Origin of the sequence: Flavobacterium hankyongi (assembly GCF_036840915.1) — a bacterium.
In the GTDB taxonomy this organism is placed as follows: domain Bacteria; phylum Bacteroidota; class Bacteroidia; order Flavobacteriales; family Flavobacteriaceae; genus Flavobacterium; species Flavobacterium hankyongi.
Map to the genome: position 1 here is coordinate 1045767 of NZ_CP085725.1, position 23605 is coordinate 1069371.

Sequence of the window (23605 nt, forward strand, 5' to 3'; positions counted from 1 at the left end):
AAAAACTTAAAATCTATAAGGTATTTTAAGATTAATTTATGAAACAAAGTTTATACCAAAACGCAAAAAAAAGCTAAATTGCATAGCATTTTAATAAAATTGTTTTGAAAGCCAAAAAAAAAGAAGGAATACATGTTCCTAAACCTATAATTTACAGTGTAAAACTTATTGAGTTTTTTTCTAAAGATTTAGTTACTAAAGTTGGAGCAAAAATATTTACAACACCAATAAAACATAAAACACCTAAGCGTGAATTTGAAATGGACAAAAACGCAATCAAAGAAAACGTTTTTATTCCAAAAATAAACAAGAGTATTGTCGTTTATCATTATGGTCATAGTCCAAGAAAAGTATTGTTAGTTCATGGTTGGTCAGGCAGAGGAACACAGTTAGTAAAATTTGCAGATGAACTTGTAAGCAAAGGATATAGTACGATTAGTTTTGACGCTCCCGCACATGGAAAATCAGGTAGCTCGACAACATTAATGCCAGAATTTATTGCTTCGATTTTAGAGTTAGAAAAAAAACACGGCCCCTTTGAGTTTGCAATTGGTCATTCATTAGGAGGAATGTCATTATTAAATTCAGTTAAACAGGGACTTCAACTTAAAAAATTAGTAACAATAGGTAGTGCCGATAAAATTCAGGATATTTTAAATGATTTTGTTCAAAAACTAAAACTGAAACCTGAAATTGCCATAAAGATGAAAACTCTTTTTGAGAAAAAGTTTGGCGAACCTATGGAAAATTATGCCGCACATGTTGCCGCACAAAAAGTAGAAATACCAACGCTTATCATTCACGACGAAAATGATTATGAAGTTCCTATACTTTGTGCCGAAAACATATATAAACATCTTCAAAATGGAGAGTTGTATAGAACCAAAAAATTAGGACATCGTAAAATTTTGGGAGATGCAGCAGTAATAGAAAAAACAATGTCATTTATAAATCAATAATATCATGACTACAATTGTAAAATACACCTTGCTTATAATAATTCTTATTGTGACATCCTGCCAAGGTCAAGACAAAAAAACAATTGTAAAAAAAGAAAATAAAACCATGAAATATTCAGTTGAAAAAACAGATGCCGAGTGGAAAGCTCAGTTAGGAGAAGAACGCTATCGTATTTTACGTGAAAAAGGTACAGAATATGCTGGCACAGGAAAATATAACTTACATTTTGAAAAGGGAACTTACCTTTGTGGTGGATGTGGCGAACCGCTTTTTTCATCAGAATCTAAATTTGAATCACATTGTGGCTGGCCTTCATTCGATGAAGCCTTACCAGGAAAAGTTGAATATAAAAAAGATGTTTCCTTTGGAATGTCAAGAACTGAAATACTTTGTGCTAAATGTGGAGGTCATTTAGGACACGTTTTTGATGATGGACCAACTAAAACTGGAACCAGATTTTGTGTTAACTCTTTGTCTGTTGATTTTAAAAAATAAAGAATTATTCATATTCTCATTAATTTTCTTTTATTTGCATTATTAACCATACCTATTTATAATGACCAAAATTACCCGTCTATTTGATTTCCCATATTATCAGCTAGAAAAAAACGATTTACCTGATGCCTTAGTAACTAAATATAATGGTGAATGGGTAAAAACATCTACACAAGAATATATTGATAAAGCCAATGCTATTTCGAGAGCTCTTATTTCTATGGGAGTTCAAAAAAATGATAAAATAGCCATTATTTCATCTACCAACAGGACAGAATGGAATATCATGGATATTGGTACTTTACAAACTGGAGCACAAACTGTGCCTATTTATCCTACTATTTCAGAACAAGATTACGAATATATATTAAATCATTCAGAAGCTAAATATTGCTTCGTTTCTGATGTTGAAGTTTTAAGAAAGCTTAATCAAATTAAAGCAAACGTCCCTTCACTTGTAGGAGTTTATACATTTGATGAAATTTCTGGAGAAAATAATTGGAAAGATTTATTAGCAATTGGGAAAGACACCTCTACACAAAACTTTGTTGAAGAGCGTAAAAATGCAGTAAAATCTACCGATTTAGCCACTATTATATATACTTCTGGAACTACAGGTAAACCTAAAGGAGTTATGCTATCACATAATAATATTGTTTCCAATGTTATTGATAGCTCAGATAGAATTCCACTTGCCGAAGGTGCAGCAAGAGCAATGAGCTTCTTACCAATTTGTCATATTTTTGAAAGAATGGTTGTATACATTTATCAATACTACTCGATTTCAATTTATTTTGGAGAGTCCATTGATAAAATTTCAGAAAATTTTAAAGAAGTAAAACCAGACGTATTCTCTGTAGTACCACGTTTACTTGAAAAAGTATATGACAAAATCTATGCAAAAGGAACCGAATTAACTGGTATAAAAAAGAAACTTTTCTTCTGGGCAATCGATTTAGGACTTAAATATGAACCTTATGGTCAAAACGGATGGTTCTATGAATTCCAATTAAAAATTGCTCGTAAATTAATATTCAGTAAGTGGCAAGAAGCTCTTGGTGGTAACGTTAAATTAATGGTTTCTGGAAGTGCAGCATTACAAACACGTTTAACAAGAGTATTTGCAGCCGCTGGAATGTCAGTTGTAGAAGGTTATGGTTTGTCTGAAACTTCTCCCGTAATTTCTGTAAATGATATGCGTAATAAACTTTTCCGCGTTGGAACAGTTGGTAAACTTATCAAAAACGTTGAAGTTAAAATTGCTGAAGATGGAGAAATTCTTTGTAAAGGACCAAATGTTATGATGGGCTATTATAAAGATGAGCAACAAACTGCCGATGTTATTAAAGACGGATACTTCCATACGGGTGATATTGGTGAGTTTGACAAGGATGGTTTCTTAAGAATTACTGATCGTAAAAAGGAAATGTTCAAAACATCTGGTGGTAAATATATCGCGCCTCAAATTCTTGAAAACACATTTAAGCAATCTCGTTTTATCGAACAAATCATGGTAATTGGTGATGGGCAAAAAATGCCAGCTGCTATTATTCAGCCTTCATTTGATTTTGTAAAAGAATGGGCATCAATTCATAAAATAAACATTGGTAACACTAACGAAGAAATTATTTCAAATTCAGAGGTTATCAATAGAATCCAACAAGAAATCGACACCTATAATACTAAATTTGGAAATTGGGAAAAAATCAAACGTTTTGAACTTACTCCAGATATTTGGTCAATAGATGGTGGACAACTTACTCCTACATTAAAATTAAAACGTAAAGTAGTATTGGAAAAATACAAAGGTCTTTACGATAAAATATATAACTAAAATCAATTGTTATGAAACTTAAACTTCTTCTTTGTTTTTCTCTAATTATGGTAACATTCTCTAATTGTAAAAACAAAGAGGAAGTTTCTAGTTTAAATTACTTCGATTATTCAAATCCCGAAGATCAATATACTGGTGGAATCAGAATGATTCCTATCAAAACTCCAGCAGGTGAATTTAAAGTCTGGACAAAACGCATTGGTAACAATCCAAAAATAAAAGTCCTTTTACTACATGGTGGTCCTGGGGTTACTCATGAACTGTATGAATGTTTTGACGGCTATTTCCCAAAAGAAGGGATCGAATACATATATTATGACCAATTGGGTTCTTATTACAGCGACCAACCAAATGATAATCGACTATGGACAAACGATCGTTTTGTAGACGAAGTCGAGCAAGTTCGTAAAGCTTTAGGTTTAAATAAAGACAACTTCTATATATTAGGACAATCTTGGGGAGGTATTCTTGCCATGGAATATGCTTTTAAATATCAAAATAATTTAAAAGGATTAATTATTTCCAATATGATGTCAAGTGTCCCTTTATATAATAAGTATGCAGAAGAAGCTCTAGGCCCTAAACTTCCAAAAGAAGTTTTTGAACAAATCAAAACTTTCGAAAAAAACAAAGATTATCATAATCCTAAATATCAAGACTTACTCTTTAAATATTATTATACAGAACATATTTTAAGAAAACCATTAAATGAATGGCCAGAAGCTGTGAACAGATGCTTCAAACACCTCAATCCAAACGTATATATTTTCATGCAAGGGCCAAGCGAATTTGGAATTACTGGAAATGCTTCACTAAAAAATTGGGATGTCAGAGATAAATTAAAAACCATTTCAGTTCCAACATTAGTAATTGGTTCAAAACATGACACAATGGATCCTGAACACATGAAATGGATGTCTAAGGAAGTGCAACACGGAAGATTTTTATATTGTCCTAACGGAAGTCACCTTTCACAATATGATGATCAAAAAACATACATCCCAGGAGTCATAAAATTCTTAAATGATGTAAACGAAAATAAATTTTAACCTCTCAAGCCCTTTTCTACAAGGGCTTTTATTTTTTTTATATGCACGCATAAAAAAATCATCAATTTATTATGCATGCATACTATTTTTTTTGTATATTTGATTTTCCAAAATTAAATATGAAAGATAAAACTATAGATTACATACTTCGTTCTACATGGCAGGCAGTTGCTCGTATGTATAATGAAGAAGCTTCAAAATACGAAGGTTCGATGGCTATTGGTTTTGCCCTTTTAAGTATAGACAGAGAAGAAGGAACTCCTTCTACAAAAATAAGCAGCCGCATGGGAATGGAAGCTACAAGTCTTACCAGAACCCTAAAAACATTAGAAGAAAAAGGCCTAATCATTAGAAAACCAAATCCAAATGACGGTCGAGGCGTGTTAATCTATTTAACTGAAGAAGGAAAACTAAAAAGAGAGCTTTCAAAACAAACCGTTTTAAAGTTTAATGAAGCTGTAAAACAGCATATAGCTGAAGAAAAACTAATCCATTTTGTGGAAGTTGCCGAAGTAATAAACGAATTAATACAAGATAAAAACATATTCAATCAACCAGAGTAATCAAAATGAAAAGAGTAATTAAAAAAGTTGCTGTCGTTGGTTCAGGTATCATGGGTTCAGGTATTGCCTGCCATTTTGCAAATATTGGAGTAGAAGTATTACTACTTGATATTTTACCTCGCGAACTAAACGAAGCTGAACAGAAAAAAGGTTTAACCCTTGAAAGTAAAGCGGTAAGAAACCGAATTGTTAATGACAGTTTAGCTAACGCTTTAAAATCGAAACCCTCTCCTATTTATCATCCAAAATTTGCTGATCGTATCACAACAGGAAACTTAACAGATGATATCGCAAAAGTAAAGGATGTAGATTGGATTATCGAAGTAGTTGTTGAAAGATTAGATATTAAAAAATCTGTTTTTGAACAACTTGACCAACACAGAAAACCAGGAACATTAATTACGTCAAACACTTCTGGTATTCCAATTCATTTCATGAGTGAAGGAAGAAGCGAAGATTTCCAAAAGCATTTCTGCGGAACGCACTTCTTCAACCCTGCACGTTATTTGAAATTATTTGAAATTATTCCTGGTCCAAAAACTTCTCAAGAAGTATTAGACTTCCTAAATAACTATGGTGAGCAGTTCTTAGGTAAAACTTCTGTTGTTGCTAAAGATACTCCGGCTTTCATTGGAAACAGAATCGGAATCTTCGGAATCCAGAGTTTATTCCACTTGGTAAAAGATATGGGATTAACTATTGAGGAGGTTGATAAATTAACTGGACCAGTAATTGGTCGTCCAAAATCGGCTACTTTCCGTACTGTAGATGTGGTAGGTTTAGATACTTTAGTACACGTGGCTAACGGTATTTATGAAAACTGTCCAAACGACGAAGCACACGAATTATTCAAACTTCCTGATTTCATCAACAAAATGATGGAAAACAAATGGTTAGGAAGCAAAACTGGACAAGGTTTCTATAAAAAAGAAGGAAAAGATATTCTGTCATTAGACTTAAACACTTTAGAATATCGTCCCAATAAAAGAGCGTCATTTGCCACGCTGGAAATGACAAAAACTATCGAAAAACCTATCGATAGATTCAAAGTACTAGTAAAAGGAACAGATAAAGCAGGTGAATTCTACAGAAAATCATTCTCATCTATGTTTGCTTATGTGTCTAACCGAGTTCCTGAAATCACTGACGAATTTTACAAAATCGATGATGCCATGAAAGCAGGTTTCGGGTGGGAAAATGGTCCTTTCGAAATTTGGGATGCTATTGGTGTTCAAAAAGGTATCGAATTAATGAAGGCAGAAGGTTACGAACCAGCTGCTTGGGTTAATGATATGATTGCAAGTGGAAACACATCTTTCTATACTGTAAAAGAAGGATCAACTCATTTCTACAACATTGCTTCAAAATCACAAACTAAAGTACCGGGTCAAGATGCATTTATCATCTTAAACAATATCCGTGAGACTAAAAAAGTTTGGGGTAATGCCGATTGTACGGTACATAATATTGGAGACGGAATCTTAAACTTAGAATTCCATTCAAAAATGAATACAATTGGTGGTGGTGTCCTTCAAGGAATAAACAAAGCTATCGATTTAGCTGAAAAAGAGTACAACGGATTGGTTGTTGGTAACCAAGGAACAAATTTCTCAGTTGGAGCTAACATCGGAATGATTTTCATGATGGCAGTTGAGCAAGAATATGATGAGTTAAACATGGCTATCAAAATGTTCCAGGACACTATGATGCGTGCTCGTTACTCTTCAATTCCAGTAATTGCCGCTCCTCACGGAATGACTTTAGGTGGTGGTTGTGAACTTTCAATGCATGCTGATAAAGTAGTTGCTGCCGCAGAAACGTATATCGGATTGGTTGAATTCGGTGTTGGAGTTATCCCTGGTGGTGGTGGATCTAAAGAAATGGCTTTACGTGCTGCAGATACTTTCCGTAAAAATGACGTTGAATTAAATGTTCTTCAAGAATACTTCTTAACTATCGGTATGGCTAAAGTAGCTACTTCAGCTTATGAAGCCTACGATTTAGGCATCCTGCAAAAAGGAAAAGACGTTGTTGTAGTAAACAAAGACCGTCAGATTGCTGAAGCTAAGAAACACGCTTTATTAATGGCTGAAGCGGGTTATACACAACCGGTTCGTAGAAAAGACATTAAAGTATTGGGAAAACAAGCTTTAGGTATGTTCTTAGTAGGAACAGATCAAATGGTTGCTGGACAATACATCTCAGAACACGATCAAAAAATTGCTAACAAATTAGCATATGTTATGGCTGGAGGTGATTTATCTGAGCCTACATTAGTTACAGAGCAATATTTATTAGATATCGAAAGAGAAGCTTTCTTATCGCTTTGTACCGAACGAAAAACATTGGAGCGTATCCAATTTATGTTAACTAAAGGAAAACCGCTTAGAAACTAGAAACAAGAACAAAGAAGCAAGAACAAAGAATTTCTTTCATCTTTTCTCTTTCTTCTTTTCTCTAAAAAGTAAAATATGAAAACAGCATATATAGTAAAAGGATATAGAACAGCCGTTGGTAAAGCACCAAAAGGATTGTTCCGTTTCAAAAGACCTGACGAATTAGCCGCTGAAACTATCGAGTATTTGATGGCGCAATTACCAGGTTTTGATAAAACAAGAATTGACGACGTAATGGTAGGAAATGCCATGCCGGAAGCAGAACAAGGATTAAACGTTGGTCGTTTAATTTCGCTAATGGGATTAAAAGTAGATGATGTTCCTGGTGTAACCGTAAACCGTTACTGTGCCTCTGGTTTAGAAACTATTGGTATGGCGACAGCCAAAATCCAATCAGGAATGGCAAATTGTATTATCGCTGGTGGTGCAGAAAGCATGAGTTACATTCCAATGGGTGGTTATAAACCAACTCCGGATTATAAAGCCGCAGCTGCTGGTCACGAAGATTACTACTGGGGAATGGGATTAACAGCTGAAGCTGTTGCTAAACAATTCAATGTTTCCCGTGCCGATCAAGATGAATTTGCATATCAATCACATATGAAGGCTTTGAAAGCACAAGCTGAAGGTAAATTTGATGCTCAAATTGCTCCTATCACTGTAGAACACACTTTCTTAAATGAAGCAGGTAAAAAAGAAACTAAATCATACACGGTAATTAAAGATGAAGGACCAAGAGCTGGAACTTCTGTTGAAGCGTTAGCAGGCTTAAAACCAGTTTTTTGCAGCAGATGGTTCAGTAACTGCGGGTAACTCTTCTCAAATGAGTGATGGCGCAGCTTTCGTATTAATTATGAGCGAAGAAATGGTGAAAGAATTAAACCTTGAACCAATCGCACGTTTGGTAAACTTCGCTTCTGCTGGTGTTGAACCAAGAATCATGGGTATCGGTCCAGTGAAAGCTATTCCAAAAGCAGTTCAACAAGCTGGTTTAAAAATTTCTGATATCGAATTATTCGAGTTGAATGAAGCTTTTGCTGCTCAATCTTTAGCAGTAATCCGTGAATTAGACTTAAATCCTGAAATCATAAACGTAAATGGTGGAGCTATTGCTTTAGGTCACCCACTTGGATGTACAGGAGCTAAATTATCAGTTCAGTTATTTGACGAAATGAAACGTCGTGGTAACAAATACGGAATGGTAACTATGTGTGTAGGTACCGGTCAAGGAACTGCAGGTATTTTTGAATTATTGTAATTAGAAAAAAGAGAAAAGAAGAAAGAGAAAAGACTTGTGAAACATAACTTCAAAAATCTAAAAATTTGGTCACTCGCAATGGAAATTGCTTCTGATACACATAAAATAACATTAGATTTTCCAAAAAATGAAGTGTATGGTTTAACAAGTCAAATGAATAGAGCTGCTATTTCTATACCTTCCAATATTGCAGAAGGATCGAATAGAGAAAATAATCATTTCAAACACTTTCTTAATATTAGTCTTGGTTCTTCTTTCGAATTACAAACACAATTATTAATAGCATTACAAAACAATTATATAACCAATGAAAAAGTGATAGATTTAGAAAATAAGATTATTGAATTACAGAAAATGATTTCTGGTTTCATTTCAAAGTTAGCATAATCTTTTTTCTTTCTTCTTTTCTCTTTTATCTAAAAAATAAAATTATGGAAGATATTACAAGAGGAGGTCAATTCCTTGTTAAAGAAACTAAATGTGAAAATATTTTCACACCTGAAGATTTTTCGGAAGAGCAAATCATGATGCGTGACACCGTTAAGGAATTTGTAGACAAAGAACTTTGGGCACACAAAGAAAAATTCGAAAAGAAAGATTACGCTTATACTGAAGAAACTATGCGCAAAGCAGGTGAATTAGGTTTATTGGGTGTAGCTGTTCCAGAAGCTTACGGAGGATTAGGAATGGGATTCGTTTCTACGATGTTAACATGTGATTATATTTCAGGAGCAACAGGATCATTCTCGACTGCTTTTGGTGCACACACAGGAATTGGAACAATGCCAATTACTTTATACGGAACTGAGGAGCAAAAAATTAAAATATGTTCCAAAATTAGCTTCAGGAGAATGGTTTGGTTCATACTGTTTAACAGAGCCAGGAGCTGGTTCTGATGCTAATTCAGGTAAAACTAAAGCAGAACTTTCTGCTGATGGAAAATCATACAAAATCAACGGTCAGAAAATGTGGATTTCAAATGCAGGTTTCTGTAGTCTAATGATTGTTTTCGCAAGAATCGAAGATGATAAAAATATCACTGGTTTCATCGTTGAATACGATGCGGCTAATCCTAACGGAATCACTTTAGGTGAAGAAGAACACAAATTAGGTATTCGTGCGAGTTCAACGCGTCAGGTATTCTTCAACGATACAATTGTTCCGATAGAAAATATGTTGGCAGGACGTGGTGAAGGATTCAAAATTGCAATGAATGCTTTAAATGTTGGTCGTATCAAATTGGCTGCAGCTTGTTTGGATGCACAAAGAAGAACAATTTCTGGTGCAGTAAAATATGCTAACGAACGTTTACAGTTCAATACCCCTATCGCTAACTTTGGTGCTATCCGTGCTAAATTAGCTGAAATGGCAACTAACGCTTATGTTGGCGAATCTGCTTCTTACCGTGCTGCAAAAAGCATCGAAGACAGAATTAATGCACGTGTAGCAGAAGGAATTTCTCACCAAGAAGCTGAATTAAAAGGTGTAGAAGAATTTGCTATCGAATGTTCAATTCTTAAAGTGGCTGTTTCTGAAGATATCCAAAACTGTGCTGACGAAGGAATCCAAATCTTTGGTGGTATGGGATTCTCTGAAGATACTCCTATGGAATCTGCTTGGAGAGATGCTCGTATTGCTCGTATCTATGAAGGAACAAACGAAATCAACCGTATGTTATCGGTAGGTATGTTGGTCAAAAAAGCAATGAAAGGTCACGTTGATTTATTAGGTCCAGCTATGAAAGTGGCAGAAGAGTTAATGGGTATTCCTGATTTCAACACTCCAGATTATTCAGAATTATTTGCTGAAGAAAAAGAATTAATCGGTAAATTGAAAAAATCATTCTTAATGGTTGCTGGAGCTGCCGTTCAAAAATATGGTCCAGACTTAGAAGCGCACCAACAATTATTGATGGCTGCATCTGATATGCTAATCGAAATCTACATGGCAGAAAGCGGAATTTTACGTACTGAAAAATTAGCTAAAGCTAAAGGTGCGGAAAACGTAAAAGAACAAATCGCAATGGCTCAATTATACTTATACAATGCGGTTGATATCATTACTCAAAAAGGAAAAGAAGGAATTGTTTCTTTTGCTGAAGGTGATGAGCAACGTATGATGTTAATGGGATTACGTCGTTTCACAAAATATGTAAACATGCCTAATGTAGTAGCACTAAGAGAAACAATTGCTTCAAAATTGGTAGCAGAAAATACTTATTGCTTCTAAAATTTAAATTTTAATTAGTTTGGTTGAAAAAGTCACGGTAGTTAATTCTACTGTGGCTTTTTTCTTTACAAAGTATTTTATGTAACTTTACTTGATAAACTTTATATCATGAAAAAAATAATCATTCTTACCATACTAACTGGTGCTACTATTTTTGCTTGTAAAACAGCTTCAGGAGGTAAAAACGAAATTGTAGTAATGCTTCAACCTAAAAGCGACACTCAAGTATCAGGATCTGCAACCTTTGTAGAAAAAGGTGGTGTAGTAACTTTTGAAGCAAATATGAAAGGACTAACTCCTGGAGAACACGCAATTCATATACATGAAAAAGCAGATTGTTCTGCTCCAGATGCATCAAGCGCAGGAGGACATTGGAACCCAACGTTCAAAAAACACGGAAAATGGGGTTCTGCTGAATACCATAAAGGGGATATTGGCAACTTTACGGCAGATGCTAACGGTAACGGAACTATTAAATTCTCAACAAATGAATGGTGTATTGGTTGTGGCGATGCAACTAAAGATATTATAGGCAAAGGACTAATTGTTCATAAAGGTACAGACGATTTTACAACGCAACCAACTGGAAATGCTGGTGGAAGAGTGGCGTGTGCAGGAATAATAAAGTAATTTTATACCTGACAGGTTTAAAAAACCTGTCAGGTATAAAAAATATATTTCTTATATGCCTTATATATTTTTTATATGCCTTATATATTTTCAAAAAAATGACCAAACCCCTCCTCTATTTCAAAAATGCCCAAGAATGGCGAGAATGGTTACACGAAAATCATTTAAGCTGTATTGGAGTCGAATTAATTTTTTACCGTGTAGATTCAGAATATGAAAGCATGCGTTGGGAAGAAGCAGTTCAGGTAGCACTTTGTTATGGATGGATTGATTCAACCGTTCGTAAAATAGATGATGAAAAGCGTAAACAATCTTTTGGCCCTCGAAAAGATAAAAGTGTTTGGAGTAAACTCAACAAAACCTATATCGAAAAACTCATTGCCGAAAACTTGATGCATGAAAGCGGCTTACGTAAAATCGAAATCGCCAAACAAAATGGTTCTTGGACATCTTTAGATAATGTAGAGAATCACGAACTTCCTGACGATTTACTACAAGCATTTCATAAAAACAATTTAGCCCATAAAAACTACTTAAACTTTAGCCCTTCCTATCGTAAAAGTTACTTGTATTGGCTTAACCAAGCAAAAAGGGAAGAAACCAGAAAAATACGCATAGAAACAATTATTGATTTGTGTGAAAAAAACATCAAACAACGATAAGGCTTTCAATTAAATAAAACCTTCTAAAATTCACAAACTAAAAACTTAAAAATCAAATTACTGTGTCATAAAAAAAATTAATACGTAAATTAGTACAAATAAATCTGTGTCAAAATTAAAATTGGCACCAAAAACAAACTAACTATGCATAATACTGACACACTAGGAATTCATTATTCCAAAAACCAAGGCCTTGGTCATTGGTTGCCAAAAAATCCACAAGCAGTGGAGTTTTGGATCAAAAAACTAAAAAAATCAGTGGCCGAAAATCCACAACCGTTCATCCCTGAAATTGCAGAATTTCAACAAATGGTCTATTCAGATCCTGTTCTGTATGCTAATATGCAGGGAATGTTTTCGGAAGCGCACTATTTAAAAAAAAGAACACCTCTGATTTGGGAAGCAGAGCCTACTAACTTTGAAGACTTTATTCAGTTATTAAATGCAATCATGTACACTGCTCCTGAAGCTTATCAAACCGGAGTTCCTGGCAATCAATCTCCGGCTGGTATGATTGGTTTCCCTATTAATGCTTTGTTAGCATGGCCTATGGCAACCACTTTTGGTTATGATGTATTTTCAAATGCATTAGTAAATCAACAACTTAAAAAAATCTTAGCATATTGGTCTAAATTTTTAGTGACTGAGGATTCAAGATATGTATTAATAGAAAATGATCTTTCAGAAGATGTCATTGCTTGGTTAAGTGAAACCGCTCAGCAAGAAATGGTTCAAGTAGCAGAATCATCTCTAGGTATGGAGCCTAATCCTATTTCTCCTAATGCAACTTTTGCAGATATCTTTAACTGTGATCCTTCGGATTTGTATTATGGTTACAAAAGCTGGGATGACTTTTTTTACCAGAACTTTTAAAGCACAAGTACGTCCTATAACCGAACCTGATAATGATGCCATCATAACGAACGCATGTGAATCGGCTCCATTACAAATTGTAAAAAATGTAGCATTATCAGATCAATTTTGGTTAAAAGGCCAACCTTACTCATTGGAAAACATGCTAAATTTTGACGAATTCACTCCTCAATTCAAAGGAGGAACTGTGTATCAAGCCTTTCTTAGTGCCTTAAGCTTCCACCGTTGGCATAGTCCTGTAAACGGTACGATCGTTAAAGCGTATGTAGTAAATGGAACGTATTATCTTGAAAATTTAGGACAAGGTTTCTTTAATCCTGACGGTCCAGATGCAGCAGCTCCCAATAATTCACAAGCTTTTTTGACAGCTGTGGCAACCAGAGCCTTAATTTTTATTCAGGCAGATAATCCAGCTATAGGTTTAATGTGTGTAATGCCTGTGGGTATGGCCGAGGTCTCTAGTTGTGAAATCACAGTAAAAACTGGTGATAAAGTAAAAAAAGGAGACCAGCTAGGAATGTTCCATTTTGGAGGTTCAACGCATTGTTTGATTTTCCAACCTGGCGTAAACTTAGAATTCAATACCTATGGGGAAACTCCAGGCCTAGATGCAGCAAATAATATTCGTGTCAATACACAAATTGCTAGAGTAATTTCATAAAATCTGAGAATATTACTTTTTGAGTATGTCCTAAAAGTTACCATTTGAATCTAACTTTTAGGACATCTTATTTTATAACTATTTCATTTTTATTATTTTGTCAACCTTATCTAATAAAAAATTGTTAATCAGAAATATTATACAAACCTTTTTCCTACTTTTAATTCAAAATGAATTTCTTTCAAAATGTATGAAGAACTAAAATATTGGTATTTAAGAGACCATAAACTATTTAGAACATTAAGCATGTCGCAACTCAAACAATTGTGCATGATTATTGGTTTTAAACAAGCTAAAAAAGGGGAAATAATATATTTTTCTGACTCTGAAACACCAAGAGTCTTTTTACTAAAAAAAGGAAATATAAAAATTGTTTCAGTAGATGAAAACGGTGAAGAAACAATTAAAGACATTATTCAAAAGGGTGATTTATTTGGTGAATTAACTCTTGAACAAGATAAAAGTTCAAACGAATTTGCCATGGCGCTAACAAATGAAGTGTCTATTTGTAGCTTTTTACTTTCTGATTTTGAAAATTTAATGCTTAAGTATCCCAACCTTGCTTTAAGTTATACCAAATTTGTAGGATTGAAATTAAAAAGAGTAAGAAACAATTACACCAATTTAATTTCAAAGGATGCTAAAACAAGACTAAAAACATTTTTATACGATTGGGCAACTAGAGATACTAAAGATTCTGAAACTTCAATTGCTATAGACAATTATTTAACCCAAAACGATATAGCTCAAATAATTTGCACTTCAAGACCCACTGCTACTAAATTAATTATTGAGTTAGAAGAAGAAGGACTTATACAATACAACAGAAAAGAAATAGTCATTCCAAATATCAATCTTCTGAAATAAATTTCACCTATTTGTAATCAGCATTACAAAATACATTTTTCGGTCAGGCTACTTTTACAATATAATTAAAAAAAAACCTTATGAAAAATGTATTTTTATTTTTATTACTTATTCCAATTCTTACAATCGCTCAAAAGAAGGTAGCCAACTCTGCAGAAGAAATTTCACCATTATTAATTGGAGCCGAATTACCCAAAGCAACTGTTCAAAAAACAGACAGTACATTGGTATCAATACATGATTTAACCAACAAAAAAAAGACTGTTCTAATAGTTTATAGAGGTGGTTGGTGTCCTTATTGCAATCAACATTTAAAAAATGTAGCCACTATAGAAAGTGAAATTCTAAATTTAGGATATCAAATACTGGCAATTAGCCCAGATTCCCCTAGTTCATTATCAAAAACATTAGACAAAGATCATTTAAACTACACCCTACTTTCAGACAGTAAAGGAGATTTTCTAACAGCTTTAGGAATCACTTTTGAAGCTCCACTTATTTACAAACCAATAATTAATAAAGGCTCAAATAAAATAAATAAAAACTTTTTACCCGTTCCTTCCGTATATGTGATAAATGAGAGTAATAAAATAGTATTTGAGTACATCGCTCCTGACTACAAACATCGTATATCAGAGCAATTATTATTGGCAGCTTTAAAGAATGTAAATTGAATTAATTAAAATTTAAACCATATTATGAAAAATCTATTTTTTACACTCTTAGTATTATTTAGCATAATCAGTTTTGGTCAAAATAACTCAAAGCGAACCAAACAATTTAATCTTGAATCTTCATTAGCTATTCAAGGTTATGATCCAGTTGCATATTTTAAAATGAACAAAGCACTTAAAGGGAAAAAAGAATTTAGTTATGTATTTGAAGGTGCTACATATCACTTTACAACTAAAGAAAATATAGATGATTTTCAAAAAACACCTCAAAAATATGAGCCTCAATATGGTGGTTGGTGTGCTTATGCCATGGGAAGTGTTGGGGAGAAAGTAGAAATAAATCCTGAGACTTTTAAAATCGTAGATGGTAAGTTATATCTTTTTTATAACGCTTTCTTCAATAACACCTTAAAATCATGGAATAAAGATGAAAAAAATCTTAAGTCAAAAGCAGACACCAACTGGAAAAAAATAATTAACTAATGAAAATAATAAACTTACAACTTATATTAAAAATTGCATTGGCAATTATTTTGCTTCAGACACTATTTTTCAAATTTACAGCAAGCTCAGAATCGGTTTACATATTCTCAAAATTAAATGCTGAACCTTATGGTAGAATAGGCTCAGGAATAATTGAATTGTTTGCATCTTTTTTGTTATTTTTCAGAAAGACACAGTTTTACGCTTCTTTGGCCGTTTTAGGAACCATGTTAGGTGCAATAGTATCTCATCTAACCATTTTAGGTATTGAAATTATGAATGATGGAGGAACCTTATTCTTATTAGCCTGTGTTTGTTTTTTTATAAGTAGCTACTTAGTATTTCGATACAAAAATGATTTTATAAATGATTTAAAAACAATTAAACAAATAAACTAAATGGACTTTTCTTCAATCAAAAACTCTCTTATTGAGTTAAAGGATGTACTAAATCAATTAAACAATGAAACTTTTTCAGCACCTATTCTCAGCCTAAGCAATGCAACTATTGGAGAACATACTCGTCACATCATTGAATTGTACCAAGCCGTACTAACTGCCTACCATACTGGAGTTTTAAATTATGATGACAGGGAGCGAAATAAAACAATCCAAGAAAACAAAAACATTGCTTTAATCACAATAGATAATATTATTAAAAACGTTGAAAAAGAGGACAAAAAACTAACCATGAAACATTGTATTTCGAATTCTGTCACGTTGATCGAAACTAATTACTTCAGAGAGATTTTATACAATTTAGAACACTGTATTCATCATCAAGCCTTGATAAAAGTAGGGTTGCTATCTTTTAATAACATTACTATTAATGAAACATTTGGTGTTGCACCATCAACTTTAGAATTTCGTAAAGCATGTGCACAGTAAGTTTTGTTTATAGCAACGATACAATCATTATAACATCCAATAGAGATGAAAAAGTGGCACGCCCTAAAGCCATTAACCCCAAAACCTATTTAGGAAATTACAAGAAAATGTATTTTCCTAAGGATGCCAAAGCTGGTGGAACTTGGTATGTGTTAGATGATTATGGTAATGTTATCGTTTTATTAAATGGGGCTAGCGAAAAGCATGAGTTACAAAATAATTATCGTAAAAGCCGTGGGTTAATTCTTTTAGAGATTTTTGATAGTTCCAATTGTATTGTACAATGGAACACAATCGATTTAAATAACATTGAACCTTTTACACTAGTGGTCTATTTCGAAAAAAAATTGTTTCAATGTAGATGGGATGGGATTACAAAACAAATCATCGAATTAGATGCAAAAGGAAAATACATTTGGTCATCTTCCACCTTGTATCCTTTAGAAATACGAAAAGAAAGAGAAACGCTATTTAATGAGTTCACACAATCTAAAACAGTGATATTACCTGTAGACATGTCTCATTTTCATGAACATACAAAAGATGATGATCCTAAATACGGTCTTATCATTAACCGAAACAACAAATTAGTAACGTTAAGCATTACACAAACGGTAATTCATCACAACAAAATACAATTTACACACAAAGATTTATTGGAAAACAAAATACACCAAAATAACTTTTTAATTATATAATGAGACTTTTTCTACATAAACTTACTAATTGGGAATACTGGCCTTTTCAGGTGGTATATATTCCTATTTATTTTCTTTGGGCTTATTATGCTGTAAAGTCTCGTTCGCTTTTCTTTTTCAATGCTGTTAACCCAACCATAAAAAATGGAGGCTTTTTTAACGAAAGTAAAAAGGATATATATGATTTAATTCCGCAGGAATTTTATCCTAAAACCCGATTGGTTGTACACCAAGAACAATTAGATATTACGGATCTCAAATTTCCTTTTATCGTAAAACCGGATATTGGTTTGAGAGGTTCCGCAGTAAAGAAAATTAATAATTTTAAAGAACTTCAAACCTATCACAACCAAGTAAATTTTGATTATTTAATCCAAGATTTGATTCCCTATCCTAACGAAGTGGGTATTTTTTATGTTCGATTTCCTAATGAACAAAAAGGGCGAATAACAGGTATAGTGGCCAAAGAATTTATGATTGTTACTGGTGATGGTAAAAGCACATTGGAACAACTAATTAAACAAGATCCTCGATACGAATTTCAATTAACAGTACTCCAAAACGAATTAAAGGAAAAAATACATACTATTTTACCAGAAGGTGAACAACTAAATCTAGTTCCTTTTGGCAACCATTGCCGAGGTACAAAATTCATCGATGCCAGTCATAAAATAAGTGTAAAACTAACCGATACTATCGATGCCATATGTCAGCAAATTGAGGGTTTTTATTATGGACGAATGGACTTAATGTATAATTCGTGGGAAGAGTTAGAAAATGGTAAAAATTTCTCGATTGTAGAATTAAACGGCTCTGCCAGTGAACCCACACACATTTATGACCCTAACCATTCTATCTTTTTTGCCTGGAAGGAAATTGCCCGACATATTACCTATATGTTTCAAATAAGCCAACAAAACCATACTAAAGGAGTTCCTTATCTCAACCATAAAGAAGGAATGCAGGAATACCGCAAACATCAAGAACATTTTAATATAATTACGCAGATTTAGAACAAAGAGTAAAGAAAAAAGAGTACTAGATGATACCTAACCTTAAAAATACTGCCGTAGGTTTTACCATTAGTTTCATAGGTTCAATACCACTGGGGTATTTGAATTTGATAGGCCTGCAATATTATCAAAGAGAGAGTTTAGTATCTACACTACTCTTTTTGCTGGGTGTGGTAGTCATAGAAAGTATGGTGATTTATTATACGGCAAAAGGGGCTTCAAAAATAGCGTTACAACCCCACTTAAAAACCAAAATCTCGTTATTTAGCATTACCTTTTTAATGCTTCTTGCCTATTTAGCAAAACCTACTGCTCTACAAGAAACCACTAATCCAACGGTTCCTTTTTTTAATTTTGTTCAGTATCCCTTACTTACAGGTATCGTATTAAGTAGCCTCAACTTTGCGCAAATACCCTTTTGGCTCAGTTGGAATGTTTATATGCTTAACGAAAAATATGTTACACCACAACAAAACGGATTGGTATGGTACACTTTTGGTGCTGTTATAGGTACTTTTACAGGAATGCTATGCCTTATTATAGCGTTACATAAAACGGTAAGCTATACCCAGTTTTCATTTCAAAAGTATATACCGTTTATTTTTATAGGTTTGGCGATATGGCAATTTTTTGTTTTGATTAAAAATAGACTAACAAAAGTGGAAAAGATTTAAAATAATTCCCTCTCCTACTACACATACTAAAAATAGATTTTTGTGATATTTTTTTCTAAATGAAAAAAATTATCACAGTCTTGTGATAAAAAATTTGTGATAATTTAAATTATCACGAAAAAAATATCACAACTTGTACATAGGTACAAACAAATTTAAAATAACTTATTAGTGCTACAACTGATTGAAAAAGTACTCCCTGAGCCTAATTCACTTTCCACAGAGATAACGCCTCCCTGAGCCTCGATAAACTCTTTACTAATAGCCAGCCCCAGACCTGTGCCATCCTTATCTGTTCCAGGGACTCTAAAATATTTATCAAAGATTTTGTCTTTATATTGAGAGGATATACCAAGACCACTATCTATAACACTTATAGACACCACATCAAAAGTTTTTTTCACTTCAACTCTCACTGAAGAATTCTCATAAGAATATCTGATTGCATTTGAAATTAAGTTTGAAATCACCCAAGCCGTTTTTTCTTTGTCAATTTGGACTTCTGGTAAATTTTCCTCAATCAGCAATTCTAGCTTAATTCTGTTCTGTTCTGCCAAGTTTTTTGTAGATTCAATAGCTTGCGTAATGATTGGCTTTATTTCACAAAATTCAATATTCATTTTAGATTTTCCAGATTCTACTTGAGTAATATTTAATAATTCCCCAGTAGTTTTTAGCAATCTGTCAGCATCATCATAAATACTATGAACTAATTCTTTTTGTTCTGGATTCAGTTTACCAATTCCTTCATTTTCCAACAACTGCAAACTCATTTTCATAGAAGCAATCGGTGTTTTAAATTCGTGGGAAACTGTGGCAATAAAATTAGTTTTAGCTTCATCCAATTCTTTATAAGCCGTCACGTTGCGGAGTATGATAAAAGAGCCAATATGAATTTTCTCTTTCTCGCCGGTAGGAATAATTCCGATAGGTACAAGCTGTTTTTCAAAATAACTTTCTTTTTTATCGGCATAAATCTTTAAAGTTTCAGATTTTTTTTCAGATTGATTCCCAACCAAATGTTGCAATAGAGAGCGTATCAAATCATTTGAAAGTGCCACTTCTTTAGCAGATTTCCCAATAACATCTGTTGCTTTTAAACCTGAAATAGCTAAGGCTTGTTCATTAACAAACAAGATAATATTTTTATCGTCAAGCCCTATCACTGGATCATGCATATTGTTAATTAGTGTCTCAATACGCTTTTTTTCCATCATGAGTTTGGACAAATTACTTTCATTGTATTCCTGTAATTTTTCAGCCATGGTGTTAAAAGATTTAGCCAAATCACCAAACTCATTATGATCTTCAAAATGTACTCGCTGATGATAATTTTTAGCCGCAATCTGACGAATACTATCCGTTAGATTCTTTATTGGATTAGCTATATTACTAGGTAAATTTACAAGAAGTGTAAAGGCTATGATAAAACAAGCAGTACCAGTTAAAGATATCCAAAGTATTGCATCTTGAGCAGTCTTGGAAGCTATATTACTTTTACGTTGAATAGCATCCATATTGAGCTTCATAATATCATTTATATCATTCCTAATTTTACCGGCTAAAATACTTGTCCTTTGCTTTTTATACATTGTAACATCATCGGTAAGATTCTGTGTAAATTCATCTTCTCCTATTTCAGTAATATTTTTAGATTGTAATAGTAAAAAGCTATCAAATTTTTTAAACGATTTCCCTTCTTTTTCAATCTTTTCTAACTCTTTGAGCATATTTCGGGAATAATCTAATGAATTGTAGTTGGCAACCAGTATGTTCTCAGTATCGTTGGATAATTTATGCACTTGTCGAACAGCTAATCCCACAAGTAGTACTATTAAAAAAAATAGCAATCCAACGCCAAGTGTAAGTTTTGTTTTAATTCTCATTTTTTAACTTAAAATGATTAAATCGATGTCACTCGAAGATAGTTTATTTAAAAGTTCCTTGAAAATATTCGTTGAGAGAATAATCTTCATTAGGTTCATTCGCGGTTTTCCGATGCAAACCGTTGTAATGTTTTTCTGCTCGGCAAGTTCTATTATAGCTTTCGCAATTTTTGTATGTTCAACCTTAATAACTTCGCCACCCAATTCTGTTGCCAGTTTGAAATTATTAATAAGGTGACGTTGTTTGTCAAGAGGGATTTTATCTACACTTTCATTAGGTAATTGAACATATAAAACATACCATTTGCTGTTATAGTAATTTGCAAGTCTTGCCGTTTTACGGATCACTTTTTTAGCAGTGCTTTCGTTACTGCTGATACAGGCTAAAAATTTCTCATGACGTACCCCTTTATTCTTAGGAACTTCTATTTCCACCTTTCGTTCTACCTGACTGGCTACTTCTTTCAGTGCCAACTCCCGCAATTGCAGAATGTGTTCGCTCTTGAAAAAGTTTTTCAAGGCCGTTTCGATTTTTTCTGCCTGATAAATTTTACCTTCTTTCAGACGTGTTATCAGCTCATCAGAAGTTAAATCGATATTTACGACTTCATCGGCCTGAGCCAGTACACTGTCTGGTATGCGTTCTTTTACCTCAACACCAGTAATAAATTTTACTTCTTCATTTAAACTCTCGATATGTTGGATATTAACAGCGCTAATTACATTGATGCCCGCTTCGAGTATTTCCATCACATCCTGCCAGCGTTTTTCATTTTTACTGCCTTCAATGTTGGTGTGTGCTAATTCATCCACAATAACCACTTCAGGTCGCAAATTGATAATCGCCTGAACGTCCATTTCTTCCAATTCTTTGCCTTTGTAGAAAAGTTTTCTGCGAGGAATTACTGGTAAACCTTCCAGTAAATCATGTGTTTCTTTTCGGTTGTGAGTTTCGATAAATCCAATTTTAATATCAATCCCGCTCTTCAGTAAAGAATGTGCCTCTTGAAGCATACGGAAACTTTTGCCTACACCAGCACTCATCCCGATGTAGACTTTAAATTTCCCTCTGCGCGATTTTTTTATTAAATCGAGAAAGTGCTGAACGTTATCTTCTCTATTACTTTCCAAAATACGCTTTTTTACTTGTGTTAAAATGAAATAGCCAATGCTGTTACGGCAACGAAATTTTGATCTGATGGATTTCCATTTTTACTGAACACCTCATCTTTACTGCTTAAATTCCTTCCTTCAATACGCCAAACCACATTGTTATAAATATTGTAGTCTAGATTTACAGAATAACCGAAAGTTTGAAAACCGTTTGGCGTTCCAGTAGCAATGATTACAGCGTTTTCATCAGAATAATATTCACCACGTGCTGCAATATTGATTTTATCAGTCGCTTTATATTTTGCAATTAAAACCGGTGAGTACCAACAGTTGTAACTTTTACTTCCTTTAGTTTTTTGTTCAGCACCAATATCAAAACCTGCAGTTACGCCCCATTTTTCATTTAACTGAAATTGACCGTACAGATTGTGGAAATAGCGCATTTGTTTTGAATCATTCGGTTTGTCATTTCCGATGAATGAACTACTGTTTAAAGTAACTTTTTCATTTGGTTTATACGTTAACTGATGTCCGAAAGCCAAGGTTTTATTTCCGTCCACACGTTGGATACGTTGCCAACCGTTAAGAACCAATCCGCTAACAAACCATTTTCCGCTATCAGATGTATAAGATAGTTTTACTCCGCTTTCATAATAAGGGGAGTTGTCTGCCAGCATACTTCTGGTTACATTCCAGCAATCTTTTCCGATGGCACTTTCAAAACCGATGTGGGATGCAAAAATTCCGGCATCTACCCAAAGGTTTTTTGTTTTCGAAAGTTTTACTCCGGCATTAGCTTCATAAATATTTTTTAAAACACCTTCTTCAGCCGTTAAATTGGCATTACTATAGGTTCCGGCCATTAGTGCCAAATTTGCTCTCACGTTATCTTTTTCATAAGCAGCCTTAATAAAACCTAAATTTAAGGCAACTTCATTGTGTCGGTTGTGAGAATAAATAAAACCAGGACGTGTGCTGTTTTCAGGTTGTCCGAAGTCATAAGCATAATAGGTTTCAATATAACCACTTATTTTTAAGGGATTGATTGTTTTTGTTGAATCAGTTTGTGCTTGTAAACCTAATGAAAACAAGGCCGTTGTAATTATCGTGATTTTTGTATTCATTTTATTTTAACTTATCTAGGGCAATATTTAATTTAAGTACGTTGATTTTTTCTGGACCGAAAACACGTGCTACAGGTTTTTCGGTGTTTTCAGTGATTAAATGTACCAATTTTTGTTCGTCTATATTTCTGATTTTTGCGATTCGTTTCACCTGAACTTCAGCCGCCTGTATCGAAATGTTCGGATCTAATCCACTTCCGCTTGCTGTTACTAAATCAGCAGGAATCTCACTTTTCTTAATCTCAGGATTTTGCATTAAGAACGTATCAATTCTTTTTTGTACTTCGGCTAAATATTCCGGATTGCTTGGGCCTTTATTACTTCCTCCCGAACCAGCAGCATTGTAAGCTACTGCTGAAGGACGAGAATTAAAATATTTGGTGTCCGTAAAGGATTGTCCGATGTTTAGATATTGTTTTTTACCGTTTACTTCAACGATTTCACCTTTCCCTTTGTTTGGAGTGATTTGGGCAATTCCTAAAATAAATAGCGTGTAAATTCCTGAGAAAAAAACCAAACATAATGCGGTCAATTTAACTCCAGATATAATATGTTTTTTCATTTTATTAAATTTTG

Annotated in this window: 23 protein-coding genes and 2 pseudogenes; 21 read left to right on the forward strand and 4 right to left on the reverse strand. The window is 33.6% G+C overall.

All coding sequences use genetic code 11. The annotated features are described in order from the left end of the window. The first annotated feature begins 104 nt into the window (after nucleotides 1–104). The 21 genes and pseudogenes from LJY17_RS04805 (at nucleotide 105) to LJY17_RS04905 (ending at nucleotide 18906) form a co-directional block, all read left to right on the forward strand. Nucleotides 105–959 carry an alpha/beta hydrolase gene (locus LJY17_RS04805; RefSeq protein ID WP_264542719.1) on the forward strand — a complete coding sequence of 285 codons (855 nt, stop codon included), beginning with the start codon at nucleotides 105–107 and terminating at the stop codon, nucleotides 957–959. A 106-nt stretch (nucleotides 960–1065) separates the two neighbouring features. Continuing rightward, a complete protein-coding gene (gene msrB, locus LJY17_RS04810) occupies nucleotides 1066–1455 on the forward strand; it encodes a peptide-methionine (R)-S-oxide reductase MsrB (RefSeq protein WP_264544880.1) in 390 nt (129 codons plus the stop codon). A 61-nt stretch (nucleotides 1456–1516) separates the two neighbouring features. Next, a complete protein-coding gene (locus tag LJY17_RS04815; protein ID WP_264542720.1) occupies nucleotides 1517–3289 on the forward strand; it encodes an AMP-dependent synthetase/ligase in 1773 nt (590 codons plus the stop codon). Between the two features lie 11 nt (nucleotides 3290–3300). Next, on the forward strand, nucleotides 3301–4338 hold the full coding sequence (locus LJY17_RS04820; RefSeq protein ID WP_264542721.1) for a proline iminopeptidase-family hydrolase: 1038 nt from the start codon (nucleotides 3301–3303) through the stop codon (nucleotides 4336–4338). 119 nt (nucleotides 4339–4457) lie between these two features. Next, nucleotides 4458–4901: a MarR family winged helix-turn-helix transcriptional regulator gene (locus LJY17_RS04825; RefSeq protein ID WP_264542722.1), complete on the forward strand. Its 444-nt coding sequence runs from the start codon at nucleotides 4458–4460 to the stop codon at nucleotides 4899–4901. A 5-nt stretch (nucleotides 4902–4906) separates the two neighbouring features. Further along, entirely contained in the window at nucleotides 4907–7297 is a 2391-nt protein-coding gene (locus tag LJY17_RS04830; protein WP_264542723.1) for a 3-hydroxyacyl-CoA dehydrogenase/enoyl-CoA hydratase family protein, read from the forward strand. A 75-nt stretch (nucleotides 7298–7372) separates the two neighbouring features. Further along, nucleotides 7373–8555, forward strand: a pseudogene (locus LJY17_RS04835) (acetyl-CoA C-acyltransferase). A gap of 36 nt (nucleotides 8556–8591) precedes the next feature. Next, entirely contained in the window at nucleotides 8592–8942 is a 351-nt protein-coding gene (locus tag LJY17_RS04840) for a four helix bundle protein (protein WP_264542724.1), read from the forward strand. Nucleotides 8943–8986: 44 nt separating this feature from the next. Further along, a pseudogene (locus LJY17_RS04845) lies at nucleotides 8987–10784 on the forward strand (acyl-CoA dehydrogenase family protein). A 108-nt stretch (nucleotides 10785–10892) separates the two neighbouring features. After that, a complete protein-coding gene (locus LJY17_RS04850; RefSeq protein ID WP_264542725.1) occupies nucleotides 10893–11414 on the forward strand; it encodes a superoxide dismutase family protein in 522 nt (173 codons plus the stop codon). A gap of 98 nt (nucleotides 11415–11512) precedes the next feature. Continuing rightward, the gene (locus LJY17_RS04855) at nucleotides 11513–12076 is read left to right on the forward strand and encodes a YdeI/OmpD-associated family protein (RefSeq protein ID WP_264542726.1); all 564 of its coding nucleotides are present in this window, start codon (nucleotides 11513–11515) and stop codon (nucleotides 12074–12076) included. A gap of 144 nt (nucleotides 12077–12220) precedes the next feature. Next, nucleotides 12221–12949: a phophatidylserine decarboxylase associated domain-containing protein gene (locus LJY17_RS04860; protein WP_264542727.1), complete on the forward strand. Its 729-nt coding sequence runs from the start codon at nucleotides 12221–12223 to the stop codon at nucleotides 12947–12949. Beyond that, nucleotides 12924–13610 carry a phosphatidylserine decarboxylase gene (locus tag LJY17_RS04865; protein WP_264542728.1) on the forward strand — a complete coding sequence of 229 codons (687 nt, stop codon included), beginning with the start codon at nucleotides 12924–12926 and terminating at the stop codon, nucleotides 13608–13610. The genes LJY17_RS04860 and LJY17_RS04865 overlap by 26 nt, the downstream gene beginning before the upstream one ends. 186 nt (nucleotides 13611–13796) lie before the next feature. Continuing rightward, on the forward strand, nucleotides 13797–14477 hold the full coding sequence (locus LJY17_RS04870; protein WP_264542729.1) for a Crp/Fnr family transcriptional regulator: 681 nt from the start codon (nucleotides 13797–13799) through the stop codon (nucleotides 14475–14477). A gap of 80 nt (nucleotides 14478–14557) precedes the next feature. Next, the gene (locus LJY17_RS04875) at nucleotides 14558–15151 is read left to right on the forward strand and encodes a peroxiredoxin-like family protein (protein WP_264542730.1); all 594 of its coding nucleotides are present in this window, start codon (nucleotides 14558–14560) and stop codon (nucleotides 15149–15151) included. Between the two features lie 24 nt (nucleotides 15152–15175). Beyond that, the gene (locus LJY17_RS04880; RefSeq protein ID WP_264542731.1) at nucleotides 15176–15634 is read left to right on the forward strand and encodes a YHS domain-containing (seleno)protein; all 459 of its coding nucleotides are present in this window, start codon (nucleotides 15176–15178) and stop codon (nucleotides 15632–15634) included. Next, nucleotides 15634–16032, forward strand: coding sequence for a DoxX family protein (locus LJY17_RS04885; protein WP_264542732.1), 399 nt, complete (start codon nucleotides 15634–15636; stop codon nucleotides 16030–16032). Before LJY17_RS04880 ends, LJY17_RS04885 begins: the two co-directional genes overlap by 1 nt. Then, the gene (locus tag LJY17_RS04890) at nucleotides 16033–16521 is read left to right on the forward strand and encodes a DinB family protein (protein WP_264542733.1); all 489 of its coding nucleotides are present in this window, start codon (nucleotides 16033–16035) and stop codon (nucleotides 16519–16521) included. Then, nucleotides 16509–17219: an NRDE family protein gene (locus LJY17_RS04895; protein ID WP_264542734.1), complete on the forward strand. Its 711-nt coding sequence runs from the start codon at nucleotides 16509–16511 to the stop codon at nucleotides 17217–17219. The genes LJY17_RS04890 and LJY17_RS04895 overlap by 13 nt, the downstream gene beginning before the upstream one ends. Next, entirely contained in the window at nucleotides 17219–18232 is a 1014-nt protein-coding gene (locus tag LJY17_RS04900; RefSeq protein WP_264542735.1) for a D-alanine--D-alanine ligase, read from the forward strand. Before LJY17_RS04895 ends, LJY17_RS04900 begins: the two co-directional genes overlap by 1 nt. Before the next feature lie 29 nt (nucleotides 18233–18261). Then, nucleotides 18262–18906 carry a hypothetical protein gene (locus tag LJY17_RS04905; protein WP_264542736.1) on the forward strand — a complete coding sequence of 215 codons (645 nt, stop codon included), beginning with the start codon at nucleotides 18262–18264 and terminating at the stop codon, nucleotides 18904–18906. Between the two features lie 155 nt (nucleotides 18907–19061). Here the strand turns inward: LJY17_RS04905 and LJY17_RS04910 are convergent, their stop codons facing one another. The 4 genes from LJY17_RS04910 to LJY17_RS04925 are packed head-to-tail and all read right to left on the reverse strand — an operon-like array spanning nucleotide 19062 to nucleotide 23591. Then, nucleotides 19062–20792 carry a cell wall metabolism sensor histidine kinase WalK gene (locus tag LJY17_RS04910; RefSeq protein ID WP_264542737.1) on the reverse strand — a complete coding sequence of 577 codons (1731 nt, stop codon included), beginning with the start codon at nucleotides 20790–20792 and terminating at the stop codon, nucleotides 19062–19064. Between the two features lie 3 nt (nucleotides 20793–20795). Further along, nucleotides 20796–21923, reverse strand: a complete 1128-nt coding sequence (locus LJY17_RS04915) for a universal stress protein (protein WP_264542738.1) — start codon at nucleotides 21921–21923, stop codon at nucleotides 20796–20798. Nucleotides 21924–21943: 20 nt separating this feature from the next. Beyond that, nucleotides 21944–23029, reverse strand: a complete 1086-nt coding sequence (locus LJY17_RS04920) for a porin (RefSeq protein ID WP_264542739.1) — start codon at nucleotides 23027–23029, stop codon at nucleotides 21944–21946. Between the two features lies 1 nt (nucleotide 23030). Next, nucleotides 23031–23591, reverse strand: coding sequence for a K(+)-transporting ATPase subunit C (locus tag LJY17_RS04925; RefSeq protein ID WP_264542740.1), 561 nt, complete (start codon nucleotides 23589–23591; stop codon nucleotides 23031–23033). Nucleotides 23592–23605: the final 14 nt, after the last annotated feature.

What these genes read in the sequence shown, in the direction of transcription:
- msrB (WP_264544880.1), top strand. Translation starts at nt 1,066, where the DNA reads ATGAAATATTCAGTTGAAAAAACAGATGCCGAGTGGAAAGCTCAGTTA.
- LJY17_RS04815 (WP_264542720.1), top strand. Translation starts at nt 1,517, where the DNA reads ATGACCAAAATTACCCGTCTATTTGATTTCCCATATTATCAGCTAGAA.
- LJY17_RS04820 (WP_264542721.1), top strand. Translation starts at nt 3,301, where the DNA reads ATGAAACTTAAACTTCTTCTTTGTTTTTCTCTAATTATGGTAACATTC.
- LJY17_RS04825 (WP_264542722.1), top strand. Translation starts at nt 4,458, where the DNA reads ATGAAAGATAAAACTATAGATTACATACTTCGTTCTACATGGCAGGCA.
- LJY17_RS04830 (WP_264542723.1), top strand. Translation starts at nt 4,907, where the DNA reads ATGAAAAGAGTAATTAAAAAAGTTGCTGTCGTTGGTTCAGGTATCATG.
- LJY17_RS04850 (WP_264542725.1), top strand. Translation starts at nt 10,893, where the DNA reads ATGAAAAAAATAATCATTCTTACCATACTAACTGGTGCTACTATTTTT.
- LJY17_RS04855 (WP_264542726.1), top strand. Translation starts at nt 11,513, where the DNA reads ATGACCAAACCCCTCCTCTATTTCAAAAATGCCCAAGAATGGCGAGAA.
- LJY17_RS04860 (WP_264542727.1), top strand. Translation starts at nt 12,221, where the DNA reads ATGCATAATACTGACACACTAGGAATTCATTATTCCAAAAACCAAGGC.
- LJY17_RS04865 (WP_264542728.1), top strand. Translation starts at nt 12,924, where the DNA reads ATGACTTTTTTTACCAGAACTTTTAAAGCACAAGTACGTCCTATAACC.
- LJY17_RS04870 (WP_264542729.1), top strand. Translation starts at nt 13,797, where the DNA reads ATGTATGAAGAACTAAAATATTGGTATTTAAGAGACCATAAACTATTT.
- LJY17_RS04875 (WP_264542730.1), top strand. Translation starts at nt 14,558, where the DNA reads ATGAAAAATGTATTTTTATTTTTATTACTTATTCCAATTCTTACAATC.
- LJY17_RS04880 (WP_264542731.1), top strand. Translation starts at nt 15,176, where the DNA reads ATGAAAAATCTATTTTTTACACTCTTAGTATTATTTAGCATAATCAGT.
- LJY17_RS04885 (WP_264542732.1), top strand. Translation starts at nt 15,634, where the DNA reads ATGAAAATAATAAACTTACAACTTATATTAAAAATTGCATTGGCAATT.
- LJY17_RS04890 (WP_264542733.1), top strand. Translation starts at nt 16,033, where the DNA reads ATGGACTTTTCTTCAATCAAAAACTCTCTTATTGAGTTAAAGGATGTA.
- LJY17_RS04895 (WP_264542734.1), top strand. Translation starts at nt 16,509, where the DNA reads ATGTGCACAGTAAGTTTTGTTTATAGCAACGATACAATCATTATAACA.
- LJY17_RS04900 (WP_264542735.1), top strand. Translation starts at nt 17,219, where the DNA reads ATGAGACTTTTTCTACATAAACTTACTAATTGGGAATACTGGCCTTTT.
- LJY17_RS04905 (WP_264542736.1), top strand. Translation starts at nt 18,262, where the DNA reads ATGATACCTAACCTTAAAAATACTGCCGTAGGTTTTACCATTAGTTTC.
- LJY17_RS04910 (WP_264542737.1), bottom strand. Translation starts at nt 20,792, where the DNA reads ATGAGAATTAAAACAAAACTTACACTTGGCGTTGGATTGCTATTTTTT.
- LJY17_RS04920 (WP_264542739.1), bottom strand. Translation starts at nt 23,029, where the DNA reads ATGAATACAAAAATCACGATAATTACAACGGCCTTGTTTTCATTAGGT.
- LJY17_RS04925 (WP_264542740.1), bottom strand. Translation starts at nt 23,591, where the DNA reads ATGAAAAAACATATTATATCTGGAGTTAAATTGACCGCATTATGTTTG.